This window comes from Flavobacteriaceae bacterium, assembly GCA_003443635.1.
GTDB lineage: Bacteria > Bacteroidota > Bacteroidia > Flavobacteriales > Flavobacteriaceae > AU392.
This window is the reverse complement of the sequence record CP031964.1, coordinates 163,098-187,720: the sequence shown is the minus strand read 5'-3', so window position 1 is coordinate 187,720 and position 24,623 is coordinate 163,098. Positions and strand designations below refer to the sequence as shown.

At 30.7% G+C, this 24,623-nt stretch carries 28 protein-coding genes; 10 read left to right on the top strand and 18 right to left on the bottom strand.

The window, feature by feature from the left end:
• The first annotated feature begins 70 nt into the window (after positions 1-70).
• On the top strand, positions 71-400 hold the full coding sequence (locus D1817_00825) for a hypothetical protein (protein AXT18460.1): 330 nt from the start codon (positions 71-73) through the stop codon (positions 398-400).
• 29 nt (positions 401-429) lie between these two features.
• Here the strand turns inward: D1817_00825 and D1817_00820 are convergent, their stop codons facing one another.
• Together D1817_00820 and D1817_00815 are read right to left on the bottom strand one after the other, a co-directional pair.
• A complete protein-coding gene (locus D1817_00820; protein ID AXT18459.1) occupies positions 430-2,832 on the bottom strand; it encodes a hypothetical protein in 2,403 nt (800 codons plus the stop codon).
• Positions 2,833-2,925: 93 nt separating this feature from the next.
• Positions 2,926-3,870, bottom strand: a complete 945-nt coding sequence (locus tag D1817_00815; GenBank protein AXT18458.1) for an endonuclease — start codon at positions 3,868-3,870, stop codon at positions 2,926-2,928.
• A gap of 73 nt (positions 3,871-3,943) precedes the next feature.
• On the opposite strand from D1817_00815, the gene hflX reads away from it, so the two are divergent.
• Positions 3,944-5,152 (top strand): GTPase HflX, encoded by a 1,209-nt coding sequence (gene hflX / locus D1817_00810; protein AXT18457.1) that lies wholly within the window; start codon positions 3,944-3,946, stop codon positions 5,150-5,152.
• Positions 5,153-5,171: 19 nt separating this feature from the next.
• Here the strand turns inward: hflX and D1817_00805 are convergent, their stop codons facing one another.
• From D1817_00805 to D1817_00745, 13 genes are all read right to left on the bottom strand, one after another.
• Positions 5,172-6,068 carry an MBL fold metallo-hydrolase gene (locus D1817_00805; GenBank protein AXT18456.1) on the bottom strand — a complete coding sequence of 299 codons (897 nt, stop codon included), beginning with the start codon at positions 6,066-6,068 and terminating at the stop codon, positions 5,172-5,174.
• Positions 6,069-6,196: 128 nt separating this feature from the next.
• Positions 6,197-7,138 carry a DUF3078 domain-containing protein gene (locus tag D1817_00800; protein ID AXT18455.1) on the bottom strand — a complete coding sequence of 314 codons (942 nt, stop codon included), beginning with the start codon at positions 7,136-7,138 and terminating at the stop codon, positions 6,197-6,199.
• Positions 7,139-7,225: 87 nt separating this feature from the next.
• Positions 7,226-7,732: a DUF2480 family protein gene (locus D1817_00795; protein AXT18454.1), complete on the bottom strand. Its 507-nt coding sequence runs from the start codon at positions 7,730-7,732 to the stop codon at positions 7,226-7,228.
• 52 nt (positions 7,733-7,784) lie between these two features.
• Positions 7,785-8,111, bottom strand: coding sequence for a DUF59 domain-containing protein (locus D1817_00790; GenBank protein AXT18453.1), 327 nt, complete (start codon positions 8,109-8,111; stop codon positions 7,785-7,787).
• Positions 8,111-8,533 (bottom strand): SufE family protein, encoded by a 423-nt coding sequence (locus D1817_00785; GenBank protein AXT18452.1) that lies wholly within the window; start codon positions 8,531-8,533, stop codon positions 8,111-8,113. The genes D1817_00790 and D1817_00785 overlap by 1 nt, the downstream gene beginning before the upstream one ends.
• Positions 8,534-8,611: 78 nt before the next feature.
• Positions 8,612-9,826: a cysteine desulfurase gene (locus D1817_00780; GenBank protein ID AXT21192.1), complete on the bottom strand. Its 1,215-nt coding sequence runs from the start codon at positions 9,824-9,826 to the stop codon at positions 8,612-8,614.
• Between the two features lie 89 nt (positions 9,827-9,915).
• On the bottom strand, positions 9,916-11,229 hold the full coding sequence (gene sufD / locus D1817_00775; GenBank protein ID AXT18451.1) for a Fe-S cluster assembly protein SufD: 1,314 nt from the start codon (positions 11,227-11,229) through the stop codon (positions 9,916-9,918).
• A 43-nt stretch (positions 11,230-11,272) separates the two neighbouring features.
• On the bottom strand, positions 11,273-12,025 hold the full coding sequence (gene sufC / locus D1817_00770; GenBank protein AXT18450.1) for a Fe-S cluster assembly ATPase SufC: 753 nt from the start codon (positions 12,023-12,025) through the stop codon (positions 11,273-11,275).
• Between the two features lie 28 nt (positions 12,026-12,053).
• Positions 12,054-12,905, bottom strand: coding sequence for an N-acyl homoserine lactonase family protein (locus tag D1817_00765; protein AXT18449.1), 852 nt, complete (start codon positions 12,903-12,905; stop codon positions 12,054-12,056).
• 18 nt (positions 12,906-12,923) lie between these two features.
• Positions 12,924-13,325 carry a hypothetical protein gene (locus D1817_00760; GenBank protein AXT18448.1) on the bottom strand — a complete coding sequence of 134 codons (402 nt, stop codon included), beginning with the start codon at positions 13,323-13,325 and terminating at the stop codon, positions 12,924-12,926.
• 10 nt (positions 13,326-13,335) lie between these two features.
• Positions 13,336-14,784, bottom strand: a complete 1,449-nt coding sequence (gene sufB, locus D1817_00755) for a Fe-S cluster assembly protein SufB (protein ID AXT18447.1) — start codon at positions 14,782-14,784, stop codon at positions 13,336-13,338.
• 45 nt (positions 14,785-14,829) lie between these two features.
• Positions 14,830-15,159, bottom strand: a complete 330-nt coding sequence (locus tag D1817_00750) for an iron-sulfur cluster assembly accessory protein (GenBank protein ID AXT18446.1) — start codon at positions 15,157-15,159, stop codon at positions 14,830-14,832.
• 238 nt (positions 15,160-15,397) lie between these two features.
• Positions 15,398-15,643 (bottom strand): hypothetical protein, encoded by a 246-nt coding sequence (locus D1817_00745; protein ID AXT18445.1) that lies wholly within the window; start codon positions 15,641-15,643, stop codon positions 15,398-15,400.
• A gap of 181 nt (positions 15,644-15,824) precedes the next feature.
• On the opposite strand from D1817_00745, the gene thiL reads away from it, so the two are divergent.
• Positions 15,825-16,871: a thiamine-phosphate kinase gene (gene thiL / locus D1817_00740; GenBank protein ID AXT18444.1), complete on the top strand. Its 1,047-nt coding sequence runs from the start codon at positions 15,825-15,827 to the stop codon at positions 16,869-16,871.
• On the opposite strand, the gene D1817_00735 is transcribed toward thiL, so the two are convergent.
• Positions 16,868-17,143, bottom strand: a complete 276-nt coding sequence (locus D1817_00735) for a hypothetical protein (protein AXT18443.1) — start codon at positions 17,141-17,143, stop codon at positions 16,868-16,870. The genes thiL and D1817_00735 overlap by 4 nt on opposite strands.
• A gap of 66 nt (positions 17,144-17,209) precedes the next feature.
• Positions 17,210-17,998 (bottom strand): alpha/beta hydrolase, encoded by a 789-nt coding sequence (locus D1817_00730; GenBank protein AXT18442.1) that lies wholly within the window; start codon positions 17,996-17,998, stop codon positions 17,210-17,212.
• Between the two features lie 85 nt (positions 17,999-18,083).
• Here D1817_00730 and brnQ point away from each other — a divergent pair, with 85 nt between their 5' ends.
• The 6 genes from brnQ to D1817_00700 all read left to right on the top strand — a co-directional run bounded on the left by brnQ (position 18,084) and on the right by D1817_00700 (position 22,416).
• On the top strand, positions 18,084-19,376 hold the full coding sequence (brnQ, locus tag D1817_00725) for a branched-chain amino acid transport system II carrier protein (GenBank protein ID AXT18441.1): 1,293 nt from the start codon (positions 18,084-18,086) through the stop codon (positions 19,374-19,376).
• Entirely contained in the window at positions 19,376-20,221 is an 846-nt protein-coding gene (locus D1817_00720; GenBank protein ID AXT18440.1) for a helix-turn-helix domain-containing protein, read from the top strand. The genes brnQ and D1817_00720 overlap by 1 nt, the downstream gene beginning before the upstream one ends.
• A gap of 128 nt (positions 20,222-20,349) precedes the next feature.
• Positions 20,350-20,754 carry a DoxX family membrane protein gene (locus tag D1817_00715; GenBank protein ID AXT18439.1) on the top strand — a complete coding sequence of 135 codons (405 nt, stop codon included), beginning with the start codon at positions 20,350-20,352 and terminating at the stop codon, positions 20,752-20,754.
• Between the two features lie 290 nt (positions 20,755-21,044).
• A complete protein-coding gene (locus tag D1817_00710; GenBank protein ID AXT18438.1) occupies positions 21,045-21,602 on the top strand; it encodes a carboxymuconolactone decarboxylase family protein in 558 nt (185 codons plus the stop codon).
• Positions 21,603-21,641: 39 nt separating this feature from the next.
• Entirely contained in the window at positions 21,642-21,998 is a 357-nt protein-coding gene (locus D1817_00705; GenBank protein ID AXT18437.1) for a hypothetical protein, read from the top strand.
• Positions 21,999-22,047: 49 nt separating this feature from the next.
• Complete coding sequence (locus D1817_00700) at positions 22,048-22,416, top strand: hypothetical protein (GenBank protein ID AXT18436.1); 369 nt, start codon at positions 22,048-22,050, stop codon at positions 22,414-22,416.
• 70 nt (positions 22,417-22,486) lie between these two features.
• Here D1817_00700 and D1817_00695 read toward each other — a convergent pair whose 3' ends face one another.
• A complete protein-coding gene (locus D1817_00695; protein AXT18435.1) occupies positions 22,487-23,143 on the bottom strand; it encodes a hypothetical protein in 657 nt (218 codons plus the stop codon).
• 108 nt (positions 23,144-23,251) lie between these two features.
• Here D1817_00695 and D1817_00690 point away from each other — a divergent pair, with 108 nt between their 5' ends.
• Positions 23,252-24,571, top strand: a complete 1,320-nt coding sequence (locus D1817_00690) for an aspartate kinase (GenBank protein AXT18434.1) — start codon at positions 23,252-23,254, stop codon at positions 24,569-24,571.
• Positions 24,572-24,623 lie beyond the last annotated feature (52 nt).

Below are 24,623 nucleotides of genomic sequence, written 5' to 3'. Positions count from 1 at the left end.
ACTAATTCAGTGAATAAACATAAATTAAACAATTATGAAAATTACAATGTTTAAAATTATAACACTACTAATGTTTAGCATTAGTAGTTACCAGATTAATGCACAAGATATTAAAGGCTCTTGGAAAGGAACTTTAAATGTACAAGGTACAGAACTGCCTATCTTATTTCATATCTCTGAAAAAGAAGGTGTTTATACAACAACTATGGATAGTCCATCGCAAGGTGCAACAGATATTCCGATGGATAAAACAACTTATCAAGATGGAGCTTTAACCATAACATTAGCACAAGCAGGTATAAAATATGTAGCCACCTTAAAAGAAGATAAAATTACTGGAACCTTTTACCAGAGTGGTTACGAATTCCCTTTGATTATGAAACTTGAGAAAAAAGAATAACTGTATAAAAACTTATAAATTTCTTTGTATTATCTCTGTATTTTAATGCTTTGAGAAATTAACTCACCCTTATTAGACATTCCTTCAATATGAAAAACATATGTTTTATTAGGAATGTCTACTGTTCTAAATGTGATTGTTTCATCATTTTTGACACTAATTTCAGGAGTCCAATGTATAACACCATAATTATCAAAAGCATTATTTAAATAAGTATTGTATTTAGGAGTATAAAATCTTTTGGTTACTTCAAAGCCATTATTTATAATTGTTTCAGCATAATTTTTTTGTGAAGTATTATCTGTATTAGATGTAGGTAAAAATGTTTTACGAAGATTGATTCTAATCACACCTCCTGCTCCTCTGGGGCCTTGAGAGATATCTCTAGGATTAACATATATATCTTCAATATCACTGGTTCGTAAAGATGCTAAAATACCTAAGTTGTTTGTAGCGATACCGTTTACAAAAAGAAGAGGACTTAATCTTCCCGAACCCGATAATGTTGAGCCAAACCGTTGTACTATTTCAACTCTTCCTAAATTATCGATAACATCATATCCTTTATAGCGTATTAAATCTGTAATACGAGGAAATATAGAAACTTCGCGTTGTGTGATTTTTGTAAAGCGATCGGGAGAACCACTAATAAATGGAGATGATTCATTGTCATCTTTTTTCTTTTTCCCTTTTATTAAAACTTCATCTAGTTCTGTAATATTTTTACTAAAAAAGGGCTTAATTGAGGTAGGTAAAAGATTAGTAGTATGGTTTAAATTAATCTTAGGGTTTTTAGAACTAAAAACAATACTATCAATAATCAATCTAGGCTTTATTTCAAAAACACTACTTGTAGGTAAAACTTTTTTATCGGCTCGGATTAATGACGTTTTTAATACTTCTCCTTTTTTGAAATATAAGTTTTTAATTAAAATGGTATTATCTTTATTAACATCTATAAGAGTAGCGCCTTGACTTTCTGTTAGATGTATATAGAGCTGAAGCGCTTTCTTTTTTTCTTTTACGTTATTATTAATTAAACTATTAATAGATAGCCCTGTTTCAAAATCATATGTTTTAACAGGAGAAAAATTAAATACATTATTCCAATTGTACTGGCTCCACCCTTGGGTTAATAGTAGCAGGTCTAGTTCGTATTTCTTTTTTTTAGTTATATTTTGAAAATAATATGCCGCATTTTCAACATATCCTTTTAGATAGGGATTTAATGAAAATGTAGACAGAATATTTTTATCATGGGCATACGAAATAGTGCCTTGAGGAAGTGTAGAAATACTTAAGTTATATATTGAATTTTTAGAGCTGTTTAATTTTAAATTAAACTCAATAGAATCCCCTAATTTTTGCGCTTCACTAATAATTATCTTATCTGTTTTTAGATTATAGTCATTAAAAATAACACGTTCAATAAGTGGTTGATCTTTCTCATTAAATAAAGTAATAATATTTACCCCTTTAAATAATTCACTTTTTCCTATTGCTATTTCAACACTAAGATTTTGTTTAAATACTACTTCACTAATAATGCTCTTATCGCCTTGATGAAACATTAATTTATAAGGTTTTCCTTTAATATTAGAGAATGTATTTTCATTTGTATTAAGTTTTAAAAACACTTTATCTTTATGCGTGTTAATGACTATAATAGCCAATCCATTTTGTTTTGGATGAGGGAGTTTTTCTGTTAAAATAGTTCCATCATATAATTCAATTTTTGCATTATATTGCATGTTGGGCTTTAAAAAAATCGAAAATTTACCTAACCCAAAAGAATTGCTTTTAAAAGAAGTTATTTCATCCTTATTTTCATCATAGATTGTTGCTTTATTAAAACTAATACCCTTACCCTTTGAGTTAATAAGCTTTACTCCAACATAATTTTCTACACCTTCAATTAAGTGACCACCTTCGGGAAGAAACTGAAAATCATATATAGAAACATTTTCTCTTTTTGTTGGTGAACTAGTTCTTCCATTTTTTGGATTAAAAACTTTTATTTTCTGTGTATAAGAATGATCTTCTTTAAAATTACGCCCCCAATTTGTACTTGCTTTTACATAATATTCCCCAGTTTGAAGTAAAGAATCTATAGAGAAACTACCATTAGTATTACCATTAAACCCTAAAAAAAGTTTTTTTTGAATTTGCTTCCCATTAGTATCATACAAGCCAATATGTAAATTAGTTGTGGCAGTTGAAGGAACTTGATTTAGAAAATCGAAAAAATACCCTTTAAACCATAACTCTTCACCAGTAACATAGGTGCTTTTATTTAAGTGTAAATAAATTTGCTCTCGAGGTAATTCAAAATAATTAATAATTGCTTTTTGAGGCTTAGAAATTCCATTTTGAGCAATGATTTTATTTTGAACAAATAAGAAAACAATAAATAGATAAGTAAGCTTTTTCATAACATAAAACTATGCAAATAACTTACTACAACTAAAAAATTATATTTTCATTAACAAAAACAGAACTGATATTATAAAGATGCTTTTAGTATATCAGTTTTTCTTCAGTCTAATATATACAGGGAAGTGGTCACTATAGCCTCCTTTATAGAATTTCCAAACATAAGTTCTAAAGGGATTGCCTTTATATTTACCTTTAAATTGCTTTAAAAAATCTGCATCAAATACATTGGCATTAGAAAAGCTATGGGTGCCAGGCTGGTGTTCGAAAAAGTTTGTAGAAAATAGAATTTGATCGAATAAATACCATTTAAAATCGTGGTTTAAACTTCCTTTGTTATAAGATAATAAACCCTCCATAGGATTATACAAGTCGTGAGCATTTACTAATTGTTTAATGCTTTTATCTGTAGGGTTATCATTAAAATCACCCATAATAATTATTGAAGTATTAATATCTTTTTCTCTTAGCTGCGTGATAATTTCACCTACTTTAGCAGATGCTATTAAACGCTTTGGTTCACTTAACTCCACACCTTCACGTCGAGAAGACCAGTGGTTAACAATAACATTTATTTTTTCATTATTTAAAATACCTTCTACTAGTAAAATATCACGTGTATAATCTGGCTGCCCTTCCTCGTCAAATAGTTCGACTGGAAAAGCTTCGGAATATGTGACCTCAAATCGAGTTGTATCATAAATTAATGCCACATCAATGCCACGCTCATCAGATGAATCGTAATGTACCAGATCGTAGTTTTTATCTTTTAAAAACTTAGAGTTAATAAGATCTTCAACAACCATTTCGTTTTCTACTTCGGCAAGACCAACCATAGCTGGTAAAGTTTTTGAATTTTTAGAACCTATTTTAGAAATAGCATAGCCTATTTTACGAAGCTTCTTTTTATAGCGTTTGGAAGTCCATTGCTTTTCAGAATGAGATAAAAAATCCTCATCATGAGTGTATTTATCATTAAAAGTATCAAACAGGTTTTCAATATTGTAAAACGCAATTGTATGATAATTAGATGCCATATAAAGGATTTAAGTGCCTAAAATACTAAAAACAAAACTATTCAATTTGTACATTTGCAACTTATATTATTCTATGATAGAAAAGGTAGACATCACTTTAGAGAAAACAGTACTTATAGGTGTTATTACGAGAGACCAAGACGAAATAAAATCTAAAGAGTATTTAGATGAGTTAGAGTTTTTAACTTATACAGCAGGAGGCGAAGTTATAAAACGCTTTACTCAAAAAATGGATATACCTAACCCTAAAACCTTTATTGGAACAGGTAAAATGGCTGATGTCGAGCAATTTATTAAAGATAATGAAGTAGGAACTGCTATTTTTGATGATGAATTATCACCAGCGCAAGAACGAAATATTAGTAAAATATTAGATTGTAAAGTACTTGATCGTACTAATCTTATTCTCGATATTTTTGCACAACGTGCCCAAACAAGTTATGCACGAACCCAAGTAGAACTAGCACAATGTCAGTATTTGTTACCAAGATTAAAAGGAATGTGGACACACCTTGAACGTCAAAAAGGGGGGATAGGAATGCGTGGGCCTGGAGAAACAGAGATTGAAACGGATAGGCGTATTGTACGTGATAAAATATCATTGCTAAAAGATAAAATTAAAACTATTGACAAACAGATGGCTGTGCAGCGTGGTAACCGTGGCAAAATGGTTCGCGTAGCATTAGTAGGATACACTAATGTGGGTAAATCTACTTTAATGAACGTTATTAGTAAATCTCAGGTTTTTGCAGAAAACAAACTGTTTGCAACATTAGATACTACGGTACGTAAAGTGGTAATTCAAAACCTTCCTTTTTTAATGAGCGATACAGTTGGGTTTATACGTAAACTTCCAACACAGTTAGTAGAATCATTTAAAAGTACATTAGATGAGGTTAGAGAAGCCGATTTATTATTGCATGTGGTAGATATCTCTCACCCTAATTTTGAAGAGCATATTGAGTCAGTAAATAAAATTTTAGGCGAAATTAAAAGTGCAGACAAACCTACGATAATGGTATTTAATAAGATTGATACTTATAAACCAGAACCTTTTGACGATACAGATTTAATTAATGAACGTACAAAAGCCAATTATACTCTACAAGAATGGAAAAATACTTGGATGTCTAAAATAGGTAATAATGCATTGTTTATCTCTGCGCTTAATAAGCAAAACCTTGAAGATTTCAAGAAGCGTGTGTATGATGAGGTACGCGAGATACACATTACACGTTTTCCTTATAATCATTTTTTATACCCAGATTATACAGAAGAATAATTTTATTAATTAAAAGCACTTAGTATTTGTTATTTTCAAACCCTTCGTATACTAATTGTATAAAAAGGCCAGTGTCAATAAAATTACCACTCCAACGCTCAGAATAAGCAGAAAGAATATTGGAATCTATTAGCTCTTCTTTAGAACGTCCTTCATTTTTAGCATCTAAAATAAGTTTTTTAGTTTCAATAAGCATATTACGAACCTCTTTTACATCTGCTTGTTTTGATAATGCTCCATGACCAGGAATAATTACGGTTTCGTTATTAGAAAGTTCAATAATTTTCTCAAGAATATCAATCATGCCATCAATAGAGCCTCCTGAATATGCATCGATAAACGGAAACCCATAACGAACAAAAATATCTCCTGTATGAATAACATTTGCTTCTTTAAAGAATACAAAAGCATCTCCATCTGTGTGTGCAGCAGGGCCATGGATCATATTAATTTCTTCATTATTTAAATACATTTTAAACCCTTCATCAAAAGTGATAACTGGCCACCCTGATTTTGTTAACGCTTTTACATCCCATCCAAACGGAGTAATAACATGATCTTCTTTAAGCCGTTTTCTAACATTTTTGTGAGCTATAATTTGAGCTTTTTCGCCAAAAGCTTCATTGCTTCCTGCATGATCAAAATGCCAATGTGTATTAAATACATATTTTATAGGTTGAGAAGTAATTTCTGTTACTGCATTTTTTATTTTGTCACTTAACTCCCTGTACTGATCGTCAATCATAAAAACACCATCTTCACCAATAAGTAATCCAATGTTGCCACCTGCACCTTGCAACATATAAATGTTATCGGTAATCTTTGTAGATTTCATAGTAACATTATCAAAGTTTTGAGCAGTTATATAATTGCTTATTAAAAAGAAAACGATTAAAAAAGATACTATCTGTTTCATGATATATGTAATGGTTTAATATGATTGCTAAAGTAATAAGATTATGAGTATGGTATTATTTTAAACGATACAGGTCTTTTCTGTAACTTAAATTATAGCTGTTTCTCCCTCACAAGAGTAAAAATCTTTTAAAACGAATAACTTAAACCTAAGGTCCAATACGTTTGTAAATCGTTATCTACATTATCAAAATTTGGGATTACAGCTGGAGGGTTTAACGGATCTATTTGACTTAAGGCAAAATTTAAAGCTTCTTGTTTATTGCTTCTCAATCCAAAATCAAAACCAACACCTATTTTTTTCCAAAGTGTATAGGCAAACGAGTTATTCCATGTCCAATTAGACAAATCACTATCTTCGTAACTAATAAAGGTAGATAGGTTTGTTTTAAAATTTATAGCTCCTATTTTACGAGTGTAATCTGCAACAATTTTTGCCCCTAAAGACGAATTAAAAACATTATCACCATTACTAAATACAAAATTGTAATTTCCAGGATGTATTACAACTACTAAATTTTTTGCAGGAGTCCATGTAAATCCAACTCCTAAATCTAAATAGCCAGGATCGTTAAAATTACTTAACAAAGTAGTTCTGTATTCTGCTAAACCAGATAATGCCCAAGTTTTACTAATATTTCTTCCATAAAGCGATGAGATATTAAAAACATCTGTAGATTCTCTAAACCCATCATCATCTGTTGGATCATCCCTATCATCTATCTTTACCCAAGCTAAATTTAAATTAAGGGCGTTTCGCCAGAAATATTTTTCTTGAATTAAATTCGCATAAGCATTTACCGTAAACCCAATGGTTCCTGCAGAATTATTAGGAATTCCTTGAGCAAATGAGTTTCTAAATTCTGAAATGCTTCCTCCTATAGTTCCAAAAATACCAGTTCGCCATCCTGGTAAAGCATCTATCTTGGCTTGTAACGCATTAGCTTCTGCTTGAGCTGCATCTGCAATTTTTTGTTTTTCAGCTTTTTGAGCTTTTAATTCTTCTTTGGTTTGTGCGTTTGTAATAACGATACTCATACCTAATACAAGTAGTAGAATTACTTTTTTCATTAAAAAGGATTTAAGGTTGGTTTATTTGTTTTTTGTTGTGATTATAATCACTTTTATTATAGAGAATAAAGATACTGTAAAAAATAATTATTTACGTTTATAAAGCGGTACAGAAGAACAAGCTTCTCCATACATAATTGATTTGGCAACTGACATTAACTTTATTGTTAATTGCAAGTATGCATTGTTAGGCACTGGTTTGTTAGAACACCCTTTTATAATAACAGGTTTATCTTGATACTCAGAAACATCTAGATTATTAATGATATTTTGATAAATTGAAGATTCTAATTGTTCTAAATTACCAACAATAATTTGCTTAACATAAGGTTGTAGAGCGGTTGTTAATAAAATATAAGCCCAAGCAGGAATAATTGCATCGGTACTACAAGTTAGAGCGATGTATTGATCTTGATGTATGGTCCAATCATATTCTTTAGCTTTTTGCCTGAACTCTTTTTCACGAAGCACGAAACCTTCGTACAACCAATCTTTAATATCAAAAATGATGCGTTTTCCTTCAGGATAATAATCTTCTAAATCTAAAGTGATGAGTTTACTATTCGCTACGCGATTTATGATTTCGTCTTTCATTTTTAATTAAAAATAATGAAGTTCTTGCTCTTCAATAATGATAAAAAGTTAATTATAACATTCCTAATTCTAACTTGGCTTCTTCACTCATTAGATCTTGAGTCCAAGGTGGATCGAAGGTGATCTCTACCTCAGATGAATTTACGTTTTTAAGTGATTTAACTTTTTCTTCTACCTCAAGAGGTAGTGTTTCTGCTACTGGGCAATTAGGTGTTGTTAAAGTCATTAAGATTTTTACATCATAATCTTCATTAACAAACACATCGTATATTAACCCTAATTCGTAAATGTCTACAGGTATTTCTGGATCGTAAATGGTTTTTAAAACACGAACTATCTTCTCGCCTAACTCTTGTGTGTCTATTTCTGTTGTGCTCATTAATTTAATTGTGTTTGATATGCAATGGCATACATTTTTATTTGTTTTATCATACTTACCAAACCATTTGCTCGGGTAGGAGATAAATGTTCTTTTAATCCTATTTTATCAATAAAATCGGTATTAGCATCAATAATATCCTGAGGACTTTGATTTGAAAATACACGAAGTAAAATAGCAATAATACCTTTTGTAATAATGGCATCGCTATCTGCTGTAAAAGCAACATTACCAGCATCCATTTGAGCGTAAACCCAAACTTTACTCTGGCATCCTTTTATAATATTTTCTTCTATTTTATGTTCATCTGCAATTAAAGGTAAAGTCTTACCAAGTTCGATCATATATTCGTACCGTTGCATCCAATCTTCAAACATAGAAAACTCGTCAACAATATCATTTTGTATCTCTTGTATAGTCACTAGAATATAATTTTATGCAAAAATACAATAAGAATTATTGCTTTTCAATGTTTTTAGAAATTGATAGAACTTCTTTAATTAAGACAACATCATTTTTGCCTTTTTAACGGCTTCAACTAAAGCATCTATTTCTGCTTTAGTATTGTAAAATGAAAACGAAGCACGTACTGTACCTGGGATAGAATAAAAATCCATAATTGGCTGAGCACAATGATGCCCTGTGCGAACAGCAATCCCTAATTTATCTACAATACTTCCAACATCGTAAGGGTGAATACCTTCTAAATTAAAAGAGATAACAGCTGTTTTATGTTCTGAAACACCATAAATCTTTAAACCTTTAATTTCTAAAAGCTTTTCTGTCCCGTATTCTAGTAATTCATTTTCATAGGTAGCTATGTTATCAAAACCAATAGAATTCATATAATCTAAAGCTACTCCAAAAGCAATACCACCACAAATGTTTGGTGTTCCTGCTTCAAATTTATGAGGCAAGCCAGCATAGGTGGTTTTTTCGAAAGATACCTCGGCAATCATTTCACCTCCGCCTTGATATGGAGGTAATTTATTTAACCACTCTTCTTTACCATAAAGCATTCCTACTCCAGTTGGGCCACACAATTTATGTGCAGATGCTACATAAAAATCGACATCCAAAGCTTGTACATCTGGTTTGATATGTGGGCATGCTTGTGCGCCATCTATTAATACAGCTGCACCTACTTGGTGTGCTTTTTTAATAATGGTTTCGATAGGATTTACGGTTCCTAATGCGTTAGAAACGTGATTAACAAATACCAGTTTTGTTTTGTTAGAAAGCAATGTATCAAAAGTATCCATTACCAATTCACCCTCTTGGTTCATTGGAATAACCTTTAAAATACCTCCTGTACGTTCGCAAAGCATCTGCCAAGGCACAATATTACTGTGATGCTCTAAAGCAGATACAATAATTTCATCTCCTTTTTTTATAAATGCTGAAAATCCGTTAGCTATTAAATTAATGCTATGTGTTGTACCAGATGTTAAGATAATCTCATGAGCATATTTTGCATTAAAATGTGCTTGCACTTTTTGTCGCGCTTGCTCATAAGCATCTGTTGCTTCTTGGCTTAACGTATGTACGCCACGATGTATATTAGCATTGTAGTTTGAATAATAATCTACAATAGCATCAATAACAATTTGAGGGGTTTGTGAAGTCGCTGCATTATCAAAATATACTAAGGGTTTTCCATTAACTTCTCTGGATAGGATGGGAAAATCGTTTCGAATATTTTGAATGTTCAGCATTGTTTTATTTTTATTACTGATTGTAGTAACCTCCTTTTTTTGCTTTATTATAAACAAAAAAAGATATAACGGATAGCAAGAAATAGCTCCTAAAGGTCAAATCCAATATTTACACCTAACTTGCCTGCTATGATTTTATTGATTCGATTTTTTAGCTCGTTAATTTTTACAGAACTCAGGACGTTATTACTAAAAGCATACATTAATAAAGCTTTGGCTTCTTTTTCTGCAATACCACGTGAGCGCATATAAAACATAGCGCTTTCGTCTAACTGACCAATAGTACAGCCATGAGAACATTTTACATCGTCTGCAAAAATTTCTAATTGAGGTTTTGTATTTATAGTGGCTTTATCACTTATTAATATGTTGTTATTGGCTTGAAATGCATTAGTTTTTTGCGCTTCTTTTTCAACAATAACCTTACCATTAAAAACACCTATAGATTTATCTGCGAATATGCCTTTGTAATCTTGATGACTCTCACAATTTGGTTCAATATGATGTACTAAAGTATTGTGGTCAACATGTTGTTTTCCACCTATAATCGTGATTCCTTTTAAGATGGAGTCCATATGCTCGCCATTTTGAAAGAAATTAAGATTGTTACGTGTTAATTTCCCTCCAAATGAAAATGTATGTACAGAGCAAATACTGTTACTGTGTTGATTAACAAAGGTGTTGTCTATTAACGATGCATTTAAATTATCGTTTTGTACTTTATAATAATCTACAATAGCACGTTTGTCTGCAAAAATCTCTGTAACACTGTTTGTTAATACAGGGTTATCTGTTAAACTCTGATGACGCTCAATAATTTGAACATGAGAGTTCTCATCAACTACTACCAAGTTTCTTGGCTGTGTCATTGCTGCAACTTCATTTCCTGTAGAAAAGTAGACTATCTGGATAGGTTTTTCTACTAATTTATTTTTAGGGATATGAATGTAAGCACCTTCGTTAGTAAATGCAGTATTTAATGATGTTAAACTATCTTGAGTTGCTATTTTATTAAAATAATTTTCAATTACAGCTTTGTATTTAGGCTTTGTTAATGCCGAAGACATTAAGCAAATATCCATCCCCTCATGAGTTGTTTGCGAGAGATGTGAAGAGTATACACCATCTATAAACACGACTTTATAAGTATCGATATCGTCAAGAAAATACTTTTTTACTTCTTTATATTCAATAGCATTTTCTTTATTAGAAAGCACACTATAATCGTGTTTTAATACACTATTTAAAGAGGTGTATTTCCAAGCTTCTTCTCTTTTAGAAGGAAATCCTTTTTCTTCAAATGTTTTTATAGCTTCGCTTCTAATATCGTGTACATAATCATTAACATCGACTTTGTTTTCGAATGCTAAAAACGAGGATACTAATTTCTCTTTTAAATCCATTTGCCTTTGCATTCCCTTAAAAAAAAAGGGAATCTTTTTTAATTTATGCGTTTATTTCTTCTTTAATCCAGTCGTAACCTTTTTCTTCAAGCTCATGAGCTAGTTCTTTACCTCCAGATTTTACAATTTTACCATTGTATAGAACATGTACAAAATCGGGAACAATATGATCTAACAAGCGTTGATAATGTGTAATTACAACAACTGCATTATCCTTACTTTTTAGTTTATTAACGCCATTTGCTACAATACGAAGTGCATCAATATCTAATCCAGAATCTGTTTCATCAAGAATAGCTAGTTTAGGCTCTAACATTGCCATTTGAAAAATCTCATTACGTTTTTTCTCTCCTCCAGAAAATCCTTCGTTAAGTGAACGTGATAAAAATTTACGATCAATTTCTAAAAGCTCAGCTTTTTCACGAATTTTTTTAAGCATTTCGTTAGCAGGCATATCTTCTAATCCTCTAGCTTTACGAGTTTCGTTAATTGCTGTTTTAATAAAATTAGTTACTGATACTCCAGGAATCTCTACTGGATACTGAAACGATAAAAAGATACCTTTATGAGCACGTTCTTCTGCAGCTAATTCGTCAAGATTTTCACCTTCAAGAACAATCTCTCCTTTTTCTACTTCATATTCTTCTTTTCCTGCAATTACAGAAGCTAATGTACTTTTACCAGAACCGTTAGGCCCCATAATAGCATGTACTTCTCCAGCTTTTACTTCTAAATTGATACCTCTTAGAATGTCTTTTCCTTCAACACTTGCGTGTAAATCTTTAATTGTTAACATAAGAATTGTTTATACTTAATGTACTATTTTAAATGTTTAAGATTGCTTCTAATCTTTTATAATCTATTGGACTATGCTGAATGATTACATCTGCATTTTTCTCTTTTGCAAATGCTTCAAAAGCATCCATACTTACTCTTGTTTGAGGAAAATCGTAATTAAAACTTGGTGAAACTTTGTTTTGACGATTTTCTTGAAAATGATATAAATCTCCAGTTAATAATATTGGGCGCTCTAGGCCTAAATCTAAATATAATGATTGGTGCCCTATAGTATGTCCTGGAGTAGATTTAATAACAACCGTACCATCTCCAAAGACATCGTGATCACCATTTAATTTTTGCACTTTGGTTAATTGTGAAATGGCAGCACCTAAGCCATTAATTTGTGCTTCACTTGTTATAAAATTGTATTCATTTTCTTGAACTAACCATATTGCATTTTTAAAATAATTTGCTGTCCCTGTATGATCAAAATGAATATGAGAAATTCCTATATAATCAAAATCATCATAGCTTAAGTTTAATGCTTTTAATTGGTTTGCAAGAGAATCTTTTCTTGAAATTGTAAATGTACCATCGCCAGGAGTTACAGGGTCAGGACCAATAGCTTCAGGTAATCCTGTATCCCAAATTAAACGCTTACCACTTTCGTGTGTGATAATGTAAATTGGATCTACAAAAACTTTTGTTTCTCCCTTGTAAAGGTGCAGGCTATCAGAAAATGCTTCTAATTTATTTACAATAACATCTCCTCCATTAAACATTTGAAGCGTTACTTTTGGAGCTTCTTCAACAACTTCTTCTGTAGCAGTTTTCTTTTCGTTTTTACAAGCGATAAAAAGACCTAAACTTAATAATACAATTACTATTTTTTTCATATTTCTAACAGTTATTCGTTATTCTTCTCCAACTTTTATAACATCGTTAGTTTCTGGCTTTGGTGGGAAGACACTTAAAATTTCTTTTATTTCTACTTTATAGTCCCAACCTTCTTCATTTTCGGTTTTTGGAATTATTTTACCTTTAATTTGAACAGGAACCATATCGGTAGTTTCTTTCTTATATTTATTAACTAATCTATCCAATTCATGCATTTTATCATCGATGATAACACCATAAATTTCTTTATTGGTTTGTAATACTGCTGCATCTGCATAAAAAATAAAATCGCCGTTAATAAGAGTCAAGCCATCATCTATTGTTTCTGAAGTGATATTTTGATCACTCTCTGATCTAATTTCGTTTTTACAACTTGTAAAAACAGAAACACATAACATTAAAGCAAATATTTTTTTCATACAAATAATATTATCCAACAGAACCTTCTAAACTTATTTCTAATAGTTTTTGAGCTTCAACAGCAAACTCCATAGGAAGCTTATTTAGTACCTCTTTACTAAAACCGTTAACGATTAAAGCAATAGCTTTTTCGGTATCAATGCCGCGTTGGTTGCAATAAAAAATTTGATCTTCACCAATCTTACTAGTTGTTGCTTCGTGTTCTATTTGTGCCGATTTGTTTTTTGCTTCTATATACGGGAACGTATGTGCTCCACATTCGTTGCCCATTAGTAAACTATCACATTGTGAAAAGTTACGAGCATTCTCTGCTCTAGAATTTATTTGAACTAAGCCACGGTAACTGTTTTGTGATTTTCCAGCAGAAATACCTTTAGATATAATGGTCGATTTAGTGTTTTTTCCTAAATGAATCATTTTTGTTCCTGTATCTGCTTGCTGATAATTGTTAGTAACAGCGATAGAATAAAATTCTCCAACCGAGTTATTCCCTTTTAAGATACAAGAAGGGTATTTCCAAGTTACGGCACTACCAGTTTCTACTTGAGTCCAAGAGATTTTAGCATTAGTCTCGCATAAACCTCTTTTAGTTACAAAATTGTAAACCCCACCTTTTCCTTCTGCATTTCCTGGATACCAGTTTTGTACAGTACTATATTTTATCTCAGCATCATCAAGAGCAATTAACTCTACTACTGCAGCGTGTAATTGATTCTCATCACGACTTGGGGCTGTACAACCTTCTAAGTAAGATACATAACTCCCTTCATCGGCAATTACAAGTGTTCTTTCAAATTGCCCAGTACCAGCTTGGTTAATTCTAAAATATGTTGATAATTCCATTGGGCAACGTACGCCCTTTGGAATATAACAAAAAGAACCATCACTAAATACGGCACTGTTTAAAGCAGCATAAAAGTTGTCTTTTTGAGGTACAACAGTACCAATATATTTTTTTACGAGTTCTGGATGCTCTTTTATAGCTTCAGAAATACTCATAAATAAAATGCCTTTTTCGGCTAATGTTTTCTTAAATGTTGTAGCTACAGATACAGAATCTACAACGACATCCATTGCGATGTTATTCATTTTTTTCTGCTCATCCACAGAAATCCCTAATTTTTCATACATTGCTAGTAAATCTGGATCTACATCGTCTAATGTTTTATTAGGGTCTACGGCCACAGGTGCTGAATAATAAGCAATTGATTGAAAATCAGGTTTTTCGTAATGTACATTTGCCCACTCTGGTTCTTCCATTTCTTTCCAAGCTTTAAACGCTTCTAAACGCCACTCAGTCATCCATTCTGGCTCTTCTTTTTTTTGTGAAATCGCTCTAACTATATCTTCGTTTAAACCAATAGGGAATGTTTCAGACTCTATATCTGTATAAAAACCATATTCGTATTCTTTGGTTTTTAATTCTTCTCTTAAATCGTCTTCTGTGTATTTACTCATCTTATTAAGATAACTGCACTTATTAACAGTATTATGTTTTTTGGATTATAGTGAAAAACTTTCGCCGCAACCGCAAGTACGGTTAGCATTAGGATTATTAAATACGAATCCTGTTCCGTTTAGACCTCCAGAATATTCTAAGGTGGTGCCAATGAGATATAAAAAGCTTTTTTTGTCTACAATAATTTTTACACCATTGTCTTCAAAAACTTTATCTTCTTCTAGTTGTTCTTTATCAAATTTTAAATCGTAAGATAACCCAGAACAACCACCGCTTTTTACACCTACTCTAATGTAGTCTAATTGAGCGTTATAGCCTTCTTCAGTCATCAATTGTACGACTTTGTTTTTTGCTGTTTCAGAAACTTTAATCATAATTATATTAGATTATTGCATTCGTTAATTTTAACTAACAAATATAACTCTACATTAATAAAACCAAGCTTTTATTAAGACGGTTTCTAAATAGAGTGCAAATATACAATATATGTAGGTTTTTGTAACAAATCCTAACATTATATTAGCATATAGTGAAATAGGTTTTTGTTATAAGTGGAGGTATATTAAAAGAGATTGTATCTGGAGTGTATTGAAAACAATAAGATTTTAAGATCTAAGATTCAAAAGAAATGCGATTTGAAGATCTAGATTTTTTAAGTGAATGTAATCTAATAAGTAACGCTTTTATCTCGTTACTTGAGGGAGACAACTCGTTTTCGTCTATATCGATATCTCTTATAATTGTTGTGTTACAACATTTACAAGTAAGCTCTTCTCTTGAATTACTTAAGTTTTTTGGCTCGTAAAAATTATGGCCAAAAACAAAGCAATGCACTTCATTGCTTAAATATGTTTTCATAACTAAAAGATTTGGGGAAGATAAACTTAGTACTTTTAACTAAAATAACGACAAAAAGCTTATTTTTTTCGATGAAATGCATATTATTTTAAGAATTGATGCTTTTTTAAAGTTAAAACTAGATTAAACGAATATGTTGCTTTAAATATTATCTAATTAAAAAAGGTGTTATTTTTGCAAAATGATAGAAGATAAAAATGAACAACGCACACAGTTAAGTGATTTAGGTGAGTTTGGATTAATTGATCATCTCACCAAAAACTTTAAAATTAAACAAAAGTCTACACTAAAAAGTATTGGTGATGATGCAGCAGTTTTAGATTTTGAATCTAAGCAAATTGTGGTAACTACAGATTTATTAGTGGAGGGCGTTCATTTTGATTTGAGTTATATGCCTTTAAAACATTTAGGATATAAAGCAATTATAGTTAATCTATCTGATGTGTATGCTATGAATGCCAATGCTACCCAGGTAACAGTTTCTATTGCTGTATCCAATCGTTTTCCTTTAGAAGCATTAGAAGAATTATATGCAGGAATCGAAACAGCTGCTAATATTTATAATATAGATGTTATTGGTGGAGATACTACATCATCAACATCTGGACTTTTAATTTCTGTTACTGCAATTGGTGAAATTAACACTGATAATGTTGTTTACAGAAGCGGAGCAAAACCAAACGATTTATTAGTAGTTAGTGGAGATTTAGGAGGTGCATATATGGGATTACAGGTTTTAGAACGCGAAAAACAAGTTTTTAAAGTAAATTCTAACAATCAACCAGATTTAGATGCTTATACTTACATTATTGAGCGACAATTAAAACCTGAAGCCAGAAAAGATATTGTAACATTATTAAAAGATTTAGATGTTAAACCAACTGCGATGATTGACATAAGTGACGGATTATCTTCAGAAATTTTACATTTATGTAAACAAAGTAATGTGGGTTGTGATTTATACGAAGATAAAATACCATTAGATCCTCAAGTAATTTCTACTTGTGAAGAATTTAAAATTGACAGTACTACAATAGCTTTAAATGGAGGGGAAGATTATGAATTATTAATGACTGTTTCTCAAGAAGATTATCCAAAAATTAAAGCGAATCCTAATTTTACTGTAATAGGTTATATTAAAGAATCTAAAGAGGGCTCACATTTAATAACGCGAGCAGACACTAAAATTCCTATTAAAGCTCAAGGTTGGAATGCAGTTAATAATTAACTGGCATATCTAACAGAAGATATTTTTGATTGCTGTTTAATTCGTAACATTCGCTTGGCATAAACACTTTCTAAAATAGAATTAATCTCTCTGAACTTTGGAGTAAGCTCTGTAAGTTTACCATTACCATTCGTGGTTAATTCCTTTTTACAACATTTACAAGTATATTCTTTAATGTGTTTTGTTACTTCTTTAGTAACATTGTATTTGTGTCCAAATATTGAACAATACATTTTAGAAACAGAAGAACTGTTAGACGTAGTTTTGTACATAATTAAGTAGGTTAAGTTATGATGGGTTAAATATAAAATAAAAATCTTTAATATAACGACAAAAAGTCATATATTTTCGATGAAATGCATTAAATAGTAAGAAAAAGATTTCTTATTTTCAATATAACTCATATGTCCGTCAGATAATTCTACAGTTTGTACTCCATTTTTTTGTGCTTCGTCTAATAAAGAGCTGTAATCTAAAACAGGATCCTTTTTACTAATCATCATCATTTTCTTAAAGCTTGATGTTTTTATAACATACTCTCTATTACCTCTTATTTTCATTCCTTCTAAAGCAGCAATAATACCTTGAAGAGGTGTTTTAAGAGCTTCATTTTTTAATTGATTAATTTCGTAAGAGAAGCGATTCCTGTTTTCTGGCATGAATAAATTAGAAATTGCCATATTAATAAATGCTTTGTGATTGTGTTTTACAGCTTTAATGGCACGATCTCTATTTAGTTTCCGTTCTTCAGAATCTGATTTAGATGTCGAATTAACTAAGCATATACCTTTAATAGTTTTTGGATATTTTTCAGCATAAGCTAGGGCCACATAGCCACCCATAGAGTGCCCTATAAAAATAAGGTTAGAAATTTTTAAAAAATTTAGCACTTGCGAAATTCCTTCAGCCATAAGCTCCATAGTATGTATATAGCCAATGCAACCTGTATTCCCGTGTCCTAAAAGATCGATACAAATAACCTTATGGTTTTTAGACAATTGAGGTATGGAAGCATTCCACATTGTGCTATTTTCTAAAAATCCGTGCAGTAAAACAATAGCTTGCCCTTCTCCATTAACAGTAAAGTGAATTTTTGTGTTTTTAAATAAAATAAAGTTTGACGTCATTCAAAATTGCTATATTGGACAAAGATAAAACCATTCTAAATTTTAGAGTGGTTTTGAAATTAGATTCATAATTAAAAATTGAAGTTTGAATAAAAGAAAAGAAATTTTCATTACGGGTTTTGCATTATTTGCAATGTTTTTTGGAGCAGGAAATTTATTGCTTCCGCCACTCTTAGGGTATAATGCAGGCGATAAATGGTATTTGGTTACTTTTGGGTTTATAATTGCAGCAGTTGTTATTCCTATTTTTGGAATTTTAGCACATGCCAGATTACAAGGCACAATGTTTGATTTTGGCAAAAAAGTATCTCCAGCCTTTAGCTATATCTATTGTTTTTTAATTTATCTTATCTCTATAGCAATACCATCACCACGAACAGCGTCAGCAACACATGAAATAGCAATATATCCGTTTTTTGGTACAGACCCTTTATTAACGAGTACTATATATTTTGCATTGGTGCTATTATTTGTATTAAACAGAAGTAAGATTTTAAATTTTATAGGTAAATTTTTAACTCCCTTAATTGTAGTCACATTGTTTTTAGTGATCATTATAGGGCTATTTTCAAGTAGTTTTGGAATGAACACTTCGGTATTTGAAACTCCAATTATTAGTGGATTATTAGAAGGTTACCAAACATTTGACGCTATAGGAGCGGTAGTTGTAGGCGGTGTAATTATTATTTCATTAAATTTAAAAGGACATACTTCTTTTAAAGCTAAAAACGAATTGATTAAAAAAGCTGGATTAATAGCTGGGATAGGGTTGTTTATAGTATATGCTGGTTTAATTTCGGTAGGAGCATTTTATGGCTCTGAGATTATAGTAGATAATGCTTTGAGTAATGATATGCAACGTGCATCTTTATTACGAGGAATTAGCTTATCAACTTTGGGAACTTTTGGTAATACCGTATTAAGTGTTTTAATTGCTTTGGCCTGCTTTACAACTGCAGTTGGTATAGTTACCGGAACGGCAGATTATTTTAAAGGAGTTTTTAAGAACTCACAAAACGCATATAGTATTACTGCAATTATTGCTTGTGTGTTTGGTATCCTGGTAGGGCAGTTAGATTTTCATTCGATTATAGTTATTGGACTTCCAATACTAATGTTTATTTATCCTATTACGATTGTGCTTATTTTTTTAAACATACTTCCAGAGCGTTATGCGTCTAAATTAGTATTTAAAAGTATAGTAATAACAACATTTATATTTAGCCTTCCAGATGTTTTAAAATTTATAATACCTTCAGAAGGCTTGGAAAGTATACAAAACTTTATTCCTTTATCGCAATATACTTTAGGTTGGGTTTTACCAACGATTGTTATATTTATAGTGTTAAATATTAAAACTTTTACGACTAAAAACTAATGGCTGTTCAAGATATTTCTACCTATAACTATAAAGATACTTTTTCGTTAAGTGTTGTGCAATTTGAAAAAGCTTGTGTGGTTAATAATCCAGAACAGATAGATGCGTACAGTATTTACTGGATTAAGGAAGGAAAAGGAACTTATAATATAGATTTTAAAAGATATACTTTTAATGATAATGTCATGTTCTTTTTATCACCAGGTCAAGTGTTTTCCGTAGACTCAGAAAGTGTTAAAGAAGCATATAAGCTATCATTTATTAGAGATTTTTATTGTATTGCCACTCACGATAAAGAAGTCTCTTGTAATGGCGTATTGTTTAATAATGTATACGAAACCCCATTTCTAAAACCTTGCGAATCTGATATTAAGAAATTAGATTTTATCCTAGAAAACTTGATCGAAGAATTTGAAACTCAAGAAACAGGGCAGTACGATATGCTACAAACATATTTAAAGCAATTTATTATCCATTCAGTTCGTATAAAAAAAGAACATTTTCCTATAAAAGATGATGTAGAAACGAAACTATTTAAAGATTTTAGCTTGCTGGTAGAGCAAAATTTTAAGCAAATGCATTCGGTAACAGATTATGCTAACCGCTTAGGAGTATCTCCAAAATCACTCACAAAAAATTTTCAAAAAGTAGGCATACAGACACCAAGCGATTATATTAAAAATAGGTTAATTCTTGAGGCAAAACGACAATTAATTTATACAGATGATTCTGTAAAACAAATTGCTTACGGTCTTGGATTTAATGACTCCGCATATTTTTCTCGATTTTTTACAAAATCGGAACAAAAATCACCACTTCAGTTTAAAAAGGAATACAAAAGCTAAATTGTCCAAGCATTAGGAACTTTTGTCCATTTTATAATCTTTGTGTATATTGTATTATAGTAAAGTATTTAAAATCAATAGTTTTGAGAATAATTACTAATATATAATAACTAAAATTAACTATTATCATGAACGGAAATTTATTAATTAGAATAGGAATCGGTCTTGTTTTTATCTGGGGAGGCCTTGAAAAATTTATCGCAGGTTTTTTAGGCGGTCCAGGCCTTGATGGAGCAACAGGGTTTTTAAAAAGTATTGGGTTAGACTTAGGAGGAGCTACTATGGTTTTAACAATTATTTTAGCCCTTACAGAACTTGCAGGTGGACTTCTAATATTAGCTGGTAAAAAATTATTTGAAGCTTATGCAGTACTTGCATTGGTTATATTTGTAGCTATTTTACTAGTATGGGCACCAGGAGCTTTTGCAGATTTTACTGCTAATAATAATACAACTTGGGTTGGATTTATAGTTCATTTAGGATTACTATTTACTTTAGCTGGTTTAGCTCTAAACAACAAAAAGAAAGCTTAGTAAGGAGAGATCTTTAAAAATAAGACAATTTAAAAGCCGATTTAGTTTTAAACTAAATCGGCTTTTTTTATGCTTTTTATTTTAAAAAACATGTAGTCCAAGCATTAGGAACTTTTGTCCATTTTTTAAAGCTTACTTCTGTTGCATCTTTGCAGTGTAATTAAAAAGAAACAAAATAAAATGAATAAACAAACATATAATCAATGCCCTAATTGTTGGGGATATCAAGAGTATGGAGAATGCACTTCTTCAAGAATATAAATAATTAATAATAATAAAAAATAGAAATTATGAGTACAAGAATAGAAACATTAAACCCAGAAACGACTACAGGAAAATCAAAAGAATTATTTGATGCAGTACAAAACAAATTAGGATTTATTCCAAACTTAATTAAAGTATTTGGTAATTCTCCAGCAACATTACAAGCGTATTTAAGCTTAGGGGAAATTACAGGATCTGGAACGTTTAATGCTAAATTTAGAGAACAATTGGCTTTGGCAATAGCTGAAGAGAATGAATGTAATTACTGTTTATCTGCACATACTGCAATAGGAAAAATGAGCGGATTAACAGAAACAGAAATAGAACAAAATCGTCAAGGAACTGCAACAGATGCTAAAACACAAGCAGGATTAGTTTTTGCTAAAAATGTAACTAAAAATAAAGGTGTCGTATCTACAGAAGCAATTCAGGAATTTAAAGCAGCTGGATATAATGATGGTGATGTTTTAGAAGTAGTATTAAACGTAGTATCTAACACATTAACAAATTATGTAAATCATATCGCAGAAACTGAAGTAGATTTCCCAGCAGTTGAAGCAGGAAAGTTTACAGTTTTAAGCTAAAATAGTAGTAATTAATAATTTTTTTAACGACAAAGTATTATGGAAAATCAAATAGAGAAAAATTTAAAGCACATTCATGAATTATTAGCTGAAGCTAAATTTATTGAAGCTATGGATACATACCTTCATGATGATGTTGAATTAAGAGAAGGAAATGGAGAGCCTAAAAAAGGAAAACAGTTTAATCTTGATTTTGAAAATGATTTTATAAACAATCAATTAGCTGAGTTTATACGTTACGATGTAAAAGACATAGCAGTTCAAGGTAACTATTCTTTTTACACTGCGGAGATGGAGTTAAAATTAAAAGATGGTAGTACAATGCTTTCAGAACAAGCTGTAGCTACAGAATGGAAAGATGGTAAAATTTACAGAGAACGTTACTATCACGCATAAATAGAAACAATATAAACAACTTAATAATTAAAATTTAAAAACGGAAAAAATGAAAAAATTAATAGCAGTATTCGCATTTGTAATAGGATTTGCATTTACAACTAACGCTCAAGAAGCAAAAAAAATTAGCTTAGAACAGACTAAAGGTGAGTTCACTCAAAAATCAATTACAGTTTCTGAAGGAACTTATGTTTTTGAAATCGCTAATAATAGTGTAGGTCACAATGTAGGGTTTGTATTAGTACCAGAAGGTAAAGATGCATCTAAGCCAGAAAATCATATTAAAGCGGCTTATGTTACTAAACCAGTAGCTACAGATTCAAAACAAACGACTAATAAAGTAGCATTGAAAAAAGGAAAATACGTGTATTTCTGCCCGTTAAATCCAACACCTCAATACACTTTAGTAGTAGAGTAAAGTAAGTAAATTTAAGTTTAGTTTAAATTGTTTTGAGAAGCGGGCACTTTTTTATAAAGTGTTCGCTTTTTTAATTTTTCATCTTTTTTATAGCAGAAAATGCAGTATCTACATAAGAGTCTTCAACTAAAATTGTAAACTCATTAGTTGTAGATATCACTTCATATAATGCGATACCTTCCCAAGCCAAACGTTTAAAAAAATGATAATATAACCCAGATATTCGTGAGTTATTTACAGGTAAATTAATACTAATAGCTGTTAGATCTTCTTGAATGGCTATAAATTCTTCCGCTTTTAAGTGTTCTTTTATAAAAGTTTTTAAGCTCTCAGATATAATAATATTACTTTCATGAATCCCTCTTGTAAAAGTGTAAAATAATTTTGACTGTCCTTTAATTTTTTCTAAGATTTTTACGTGATTATGAATTAATGTTTCAGAATTTCTTACAGTAAAATCTACTAGTCCAGATCTAACGGTAATATCCCCTAAGCCCTTTATAGCTTTATTAATTTTAATAGTATTAGATAAAGTTACAGGTGGTTTATAGCGTCGTAAAGCCATCATAATAGCACCAGCTTTTACATCTTTTTTAAGCATTTCACTTACAGGATCTTTTAACTCTTCGGCAAGTGCACTAAAATTAATAATGTTCCTTGCTAAAGCTTCTTCTAGATAAGGCTGAGTGATTAAAATATCCTCAACACAATTTGCAATTGTTTTCACGTTAATTATTTAACAATATGTGCAAAAGTAATCATTTATTTCAATAAATACTTTTAAAATACTTGAGTGACTTAAGTTTGCATAAAATTAGAAAGTAAAATTAAAAAAATGCAAGTACTAAAGTTTGGAGGCACTTCGGTTGGATCGATTGAAAATATTCAAAATGTAAAGAATATTATAAATGATGGTGATAAAAAAATCATTGTATTATCTGCAATGTCTGGTACAACTAATGCGCTGGTCTCTATTGCAAATCATATAGAAAACAATACTCCTAATCAAGCTATAGATGGAATAAAGATACTTCACGAATCGTATTACTCTACTATTAATGAGCTTTTAATAGATACTGCTTTAAATGATGAAGCAAGAACCTATATTAATACAGTATTCGATTTTTTAACACAAGCAACTTATAAAGAGTATTCAGAATTATTAGCAAACATAATTGTTGCTCAAGGAGAATTACTATCAACATTTATTTTTAATTGTTATTTGCGTCAAGAAGGTATTAATTCGGCATTATTGCCTGCTTTAGAGTTTATGCGTATAGATAAAACCAAAGAGCCAGACTTCTTTTATATTAAGCAAAATTTTGCTTCAGTACTTAATAAAACTGAGGAAGCTACTATTTATATTACTCAAGGTTTTATCTGTTTAGATGAACATGGAGAAACTTCTAATTTACAGCGTGGAGGGAGTGATTATACAGCAACAATTATTGGCGCAGTAATAAAAGCTGAAGAAGTACAAATTTGGACAGATATAGACGGGATGCATAATAATGATCCAAGGCATGTTAGTAATACCAGCCCGATCTCTAATTTATCTTATGACGAAGCAGCAGAACTCGCTTATTTTGGAGCAAAAATACTACACCCTCAAACGGTAACTCCCGTAAGAGCAGACAATATTCCTGTGCGATTAAAAAACACAATGAATCCTAATGCTTACGGAACACTAATTAATAATGAGTATTCAGAAAATGGAATTAAAGCCATAGCAGCTAAAGATAATATTACTGCTATAAAAATTAAATCTGGACGTATGCTCTTAGCACATGGATTTCTTAAAAAAGTATTCGAAATTTTCGAAACTTATGAGACATCTATAGATATGATCACCACTTCAGAAATTGCTATTTCACTAACCATTGATGACGCTAGCAATTTAGATAAAATTATACCAGAATTAGAAAAATTTGCTAGTATTGAGGTCGATAAAAATCAAAGTATTGTCTGTTTAGTTGGACACTCTGTGGTAAACCATCAAGATACATTTAAACTGTTTCAAATATTACAGGATGTGAAGATAAGAATGATTTCTTATGGAGGTAGTAATAATAATATTTCCTTATTAATTCCTACTGAAGAAAAAGTATCTACCCTACAAAAGTTGCAAGATTATATTTTTAAATTAGTAAATTAAGTAATGTTAAAATAAAATATATTTTTTATTAATTTAACATTATATGGGCCTA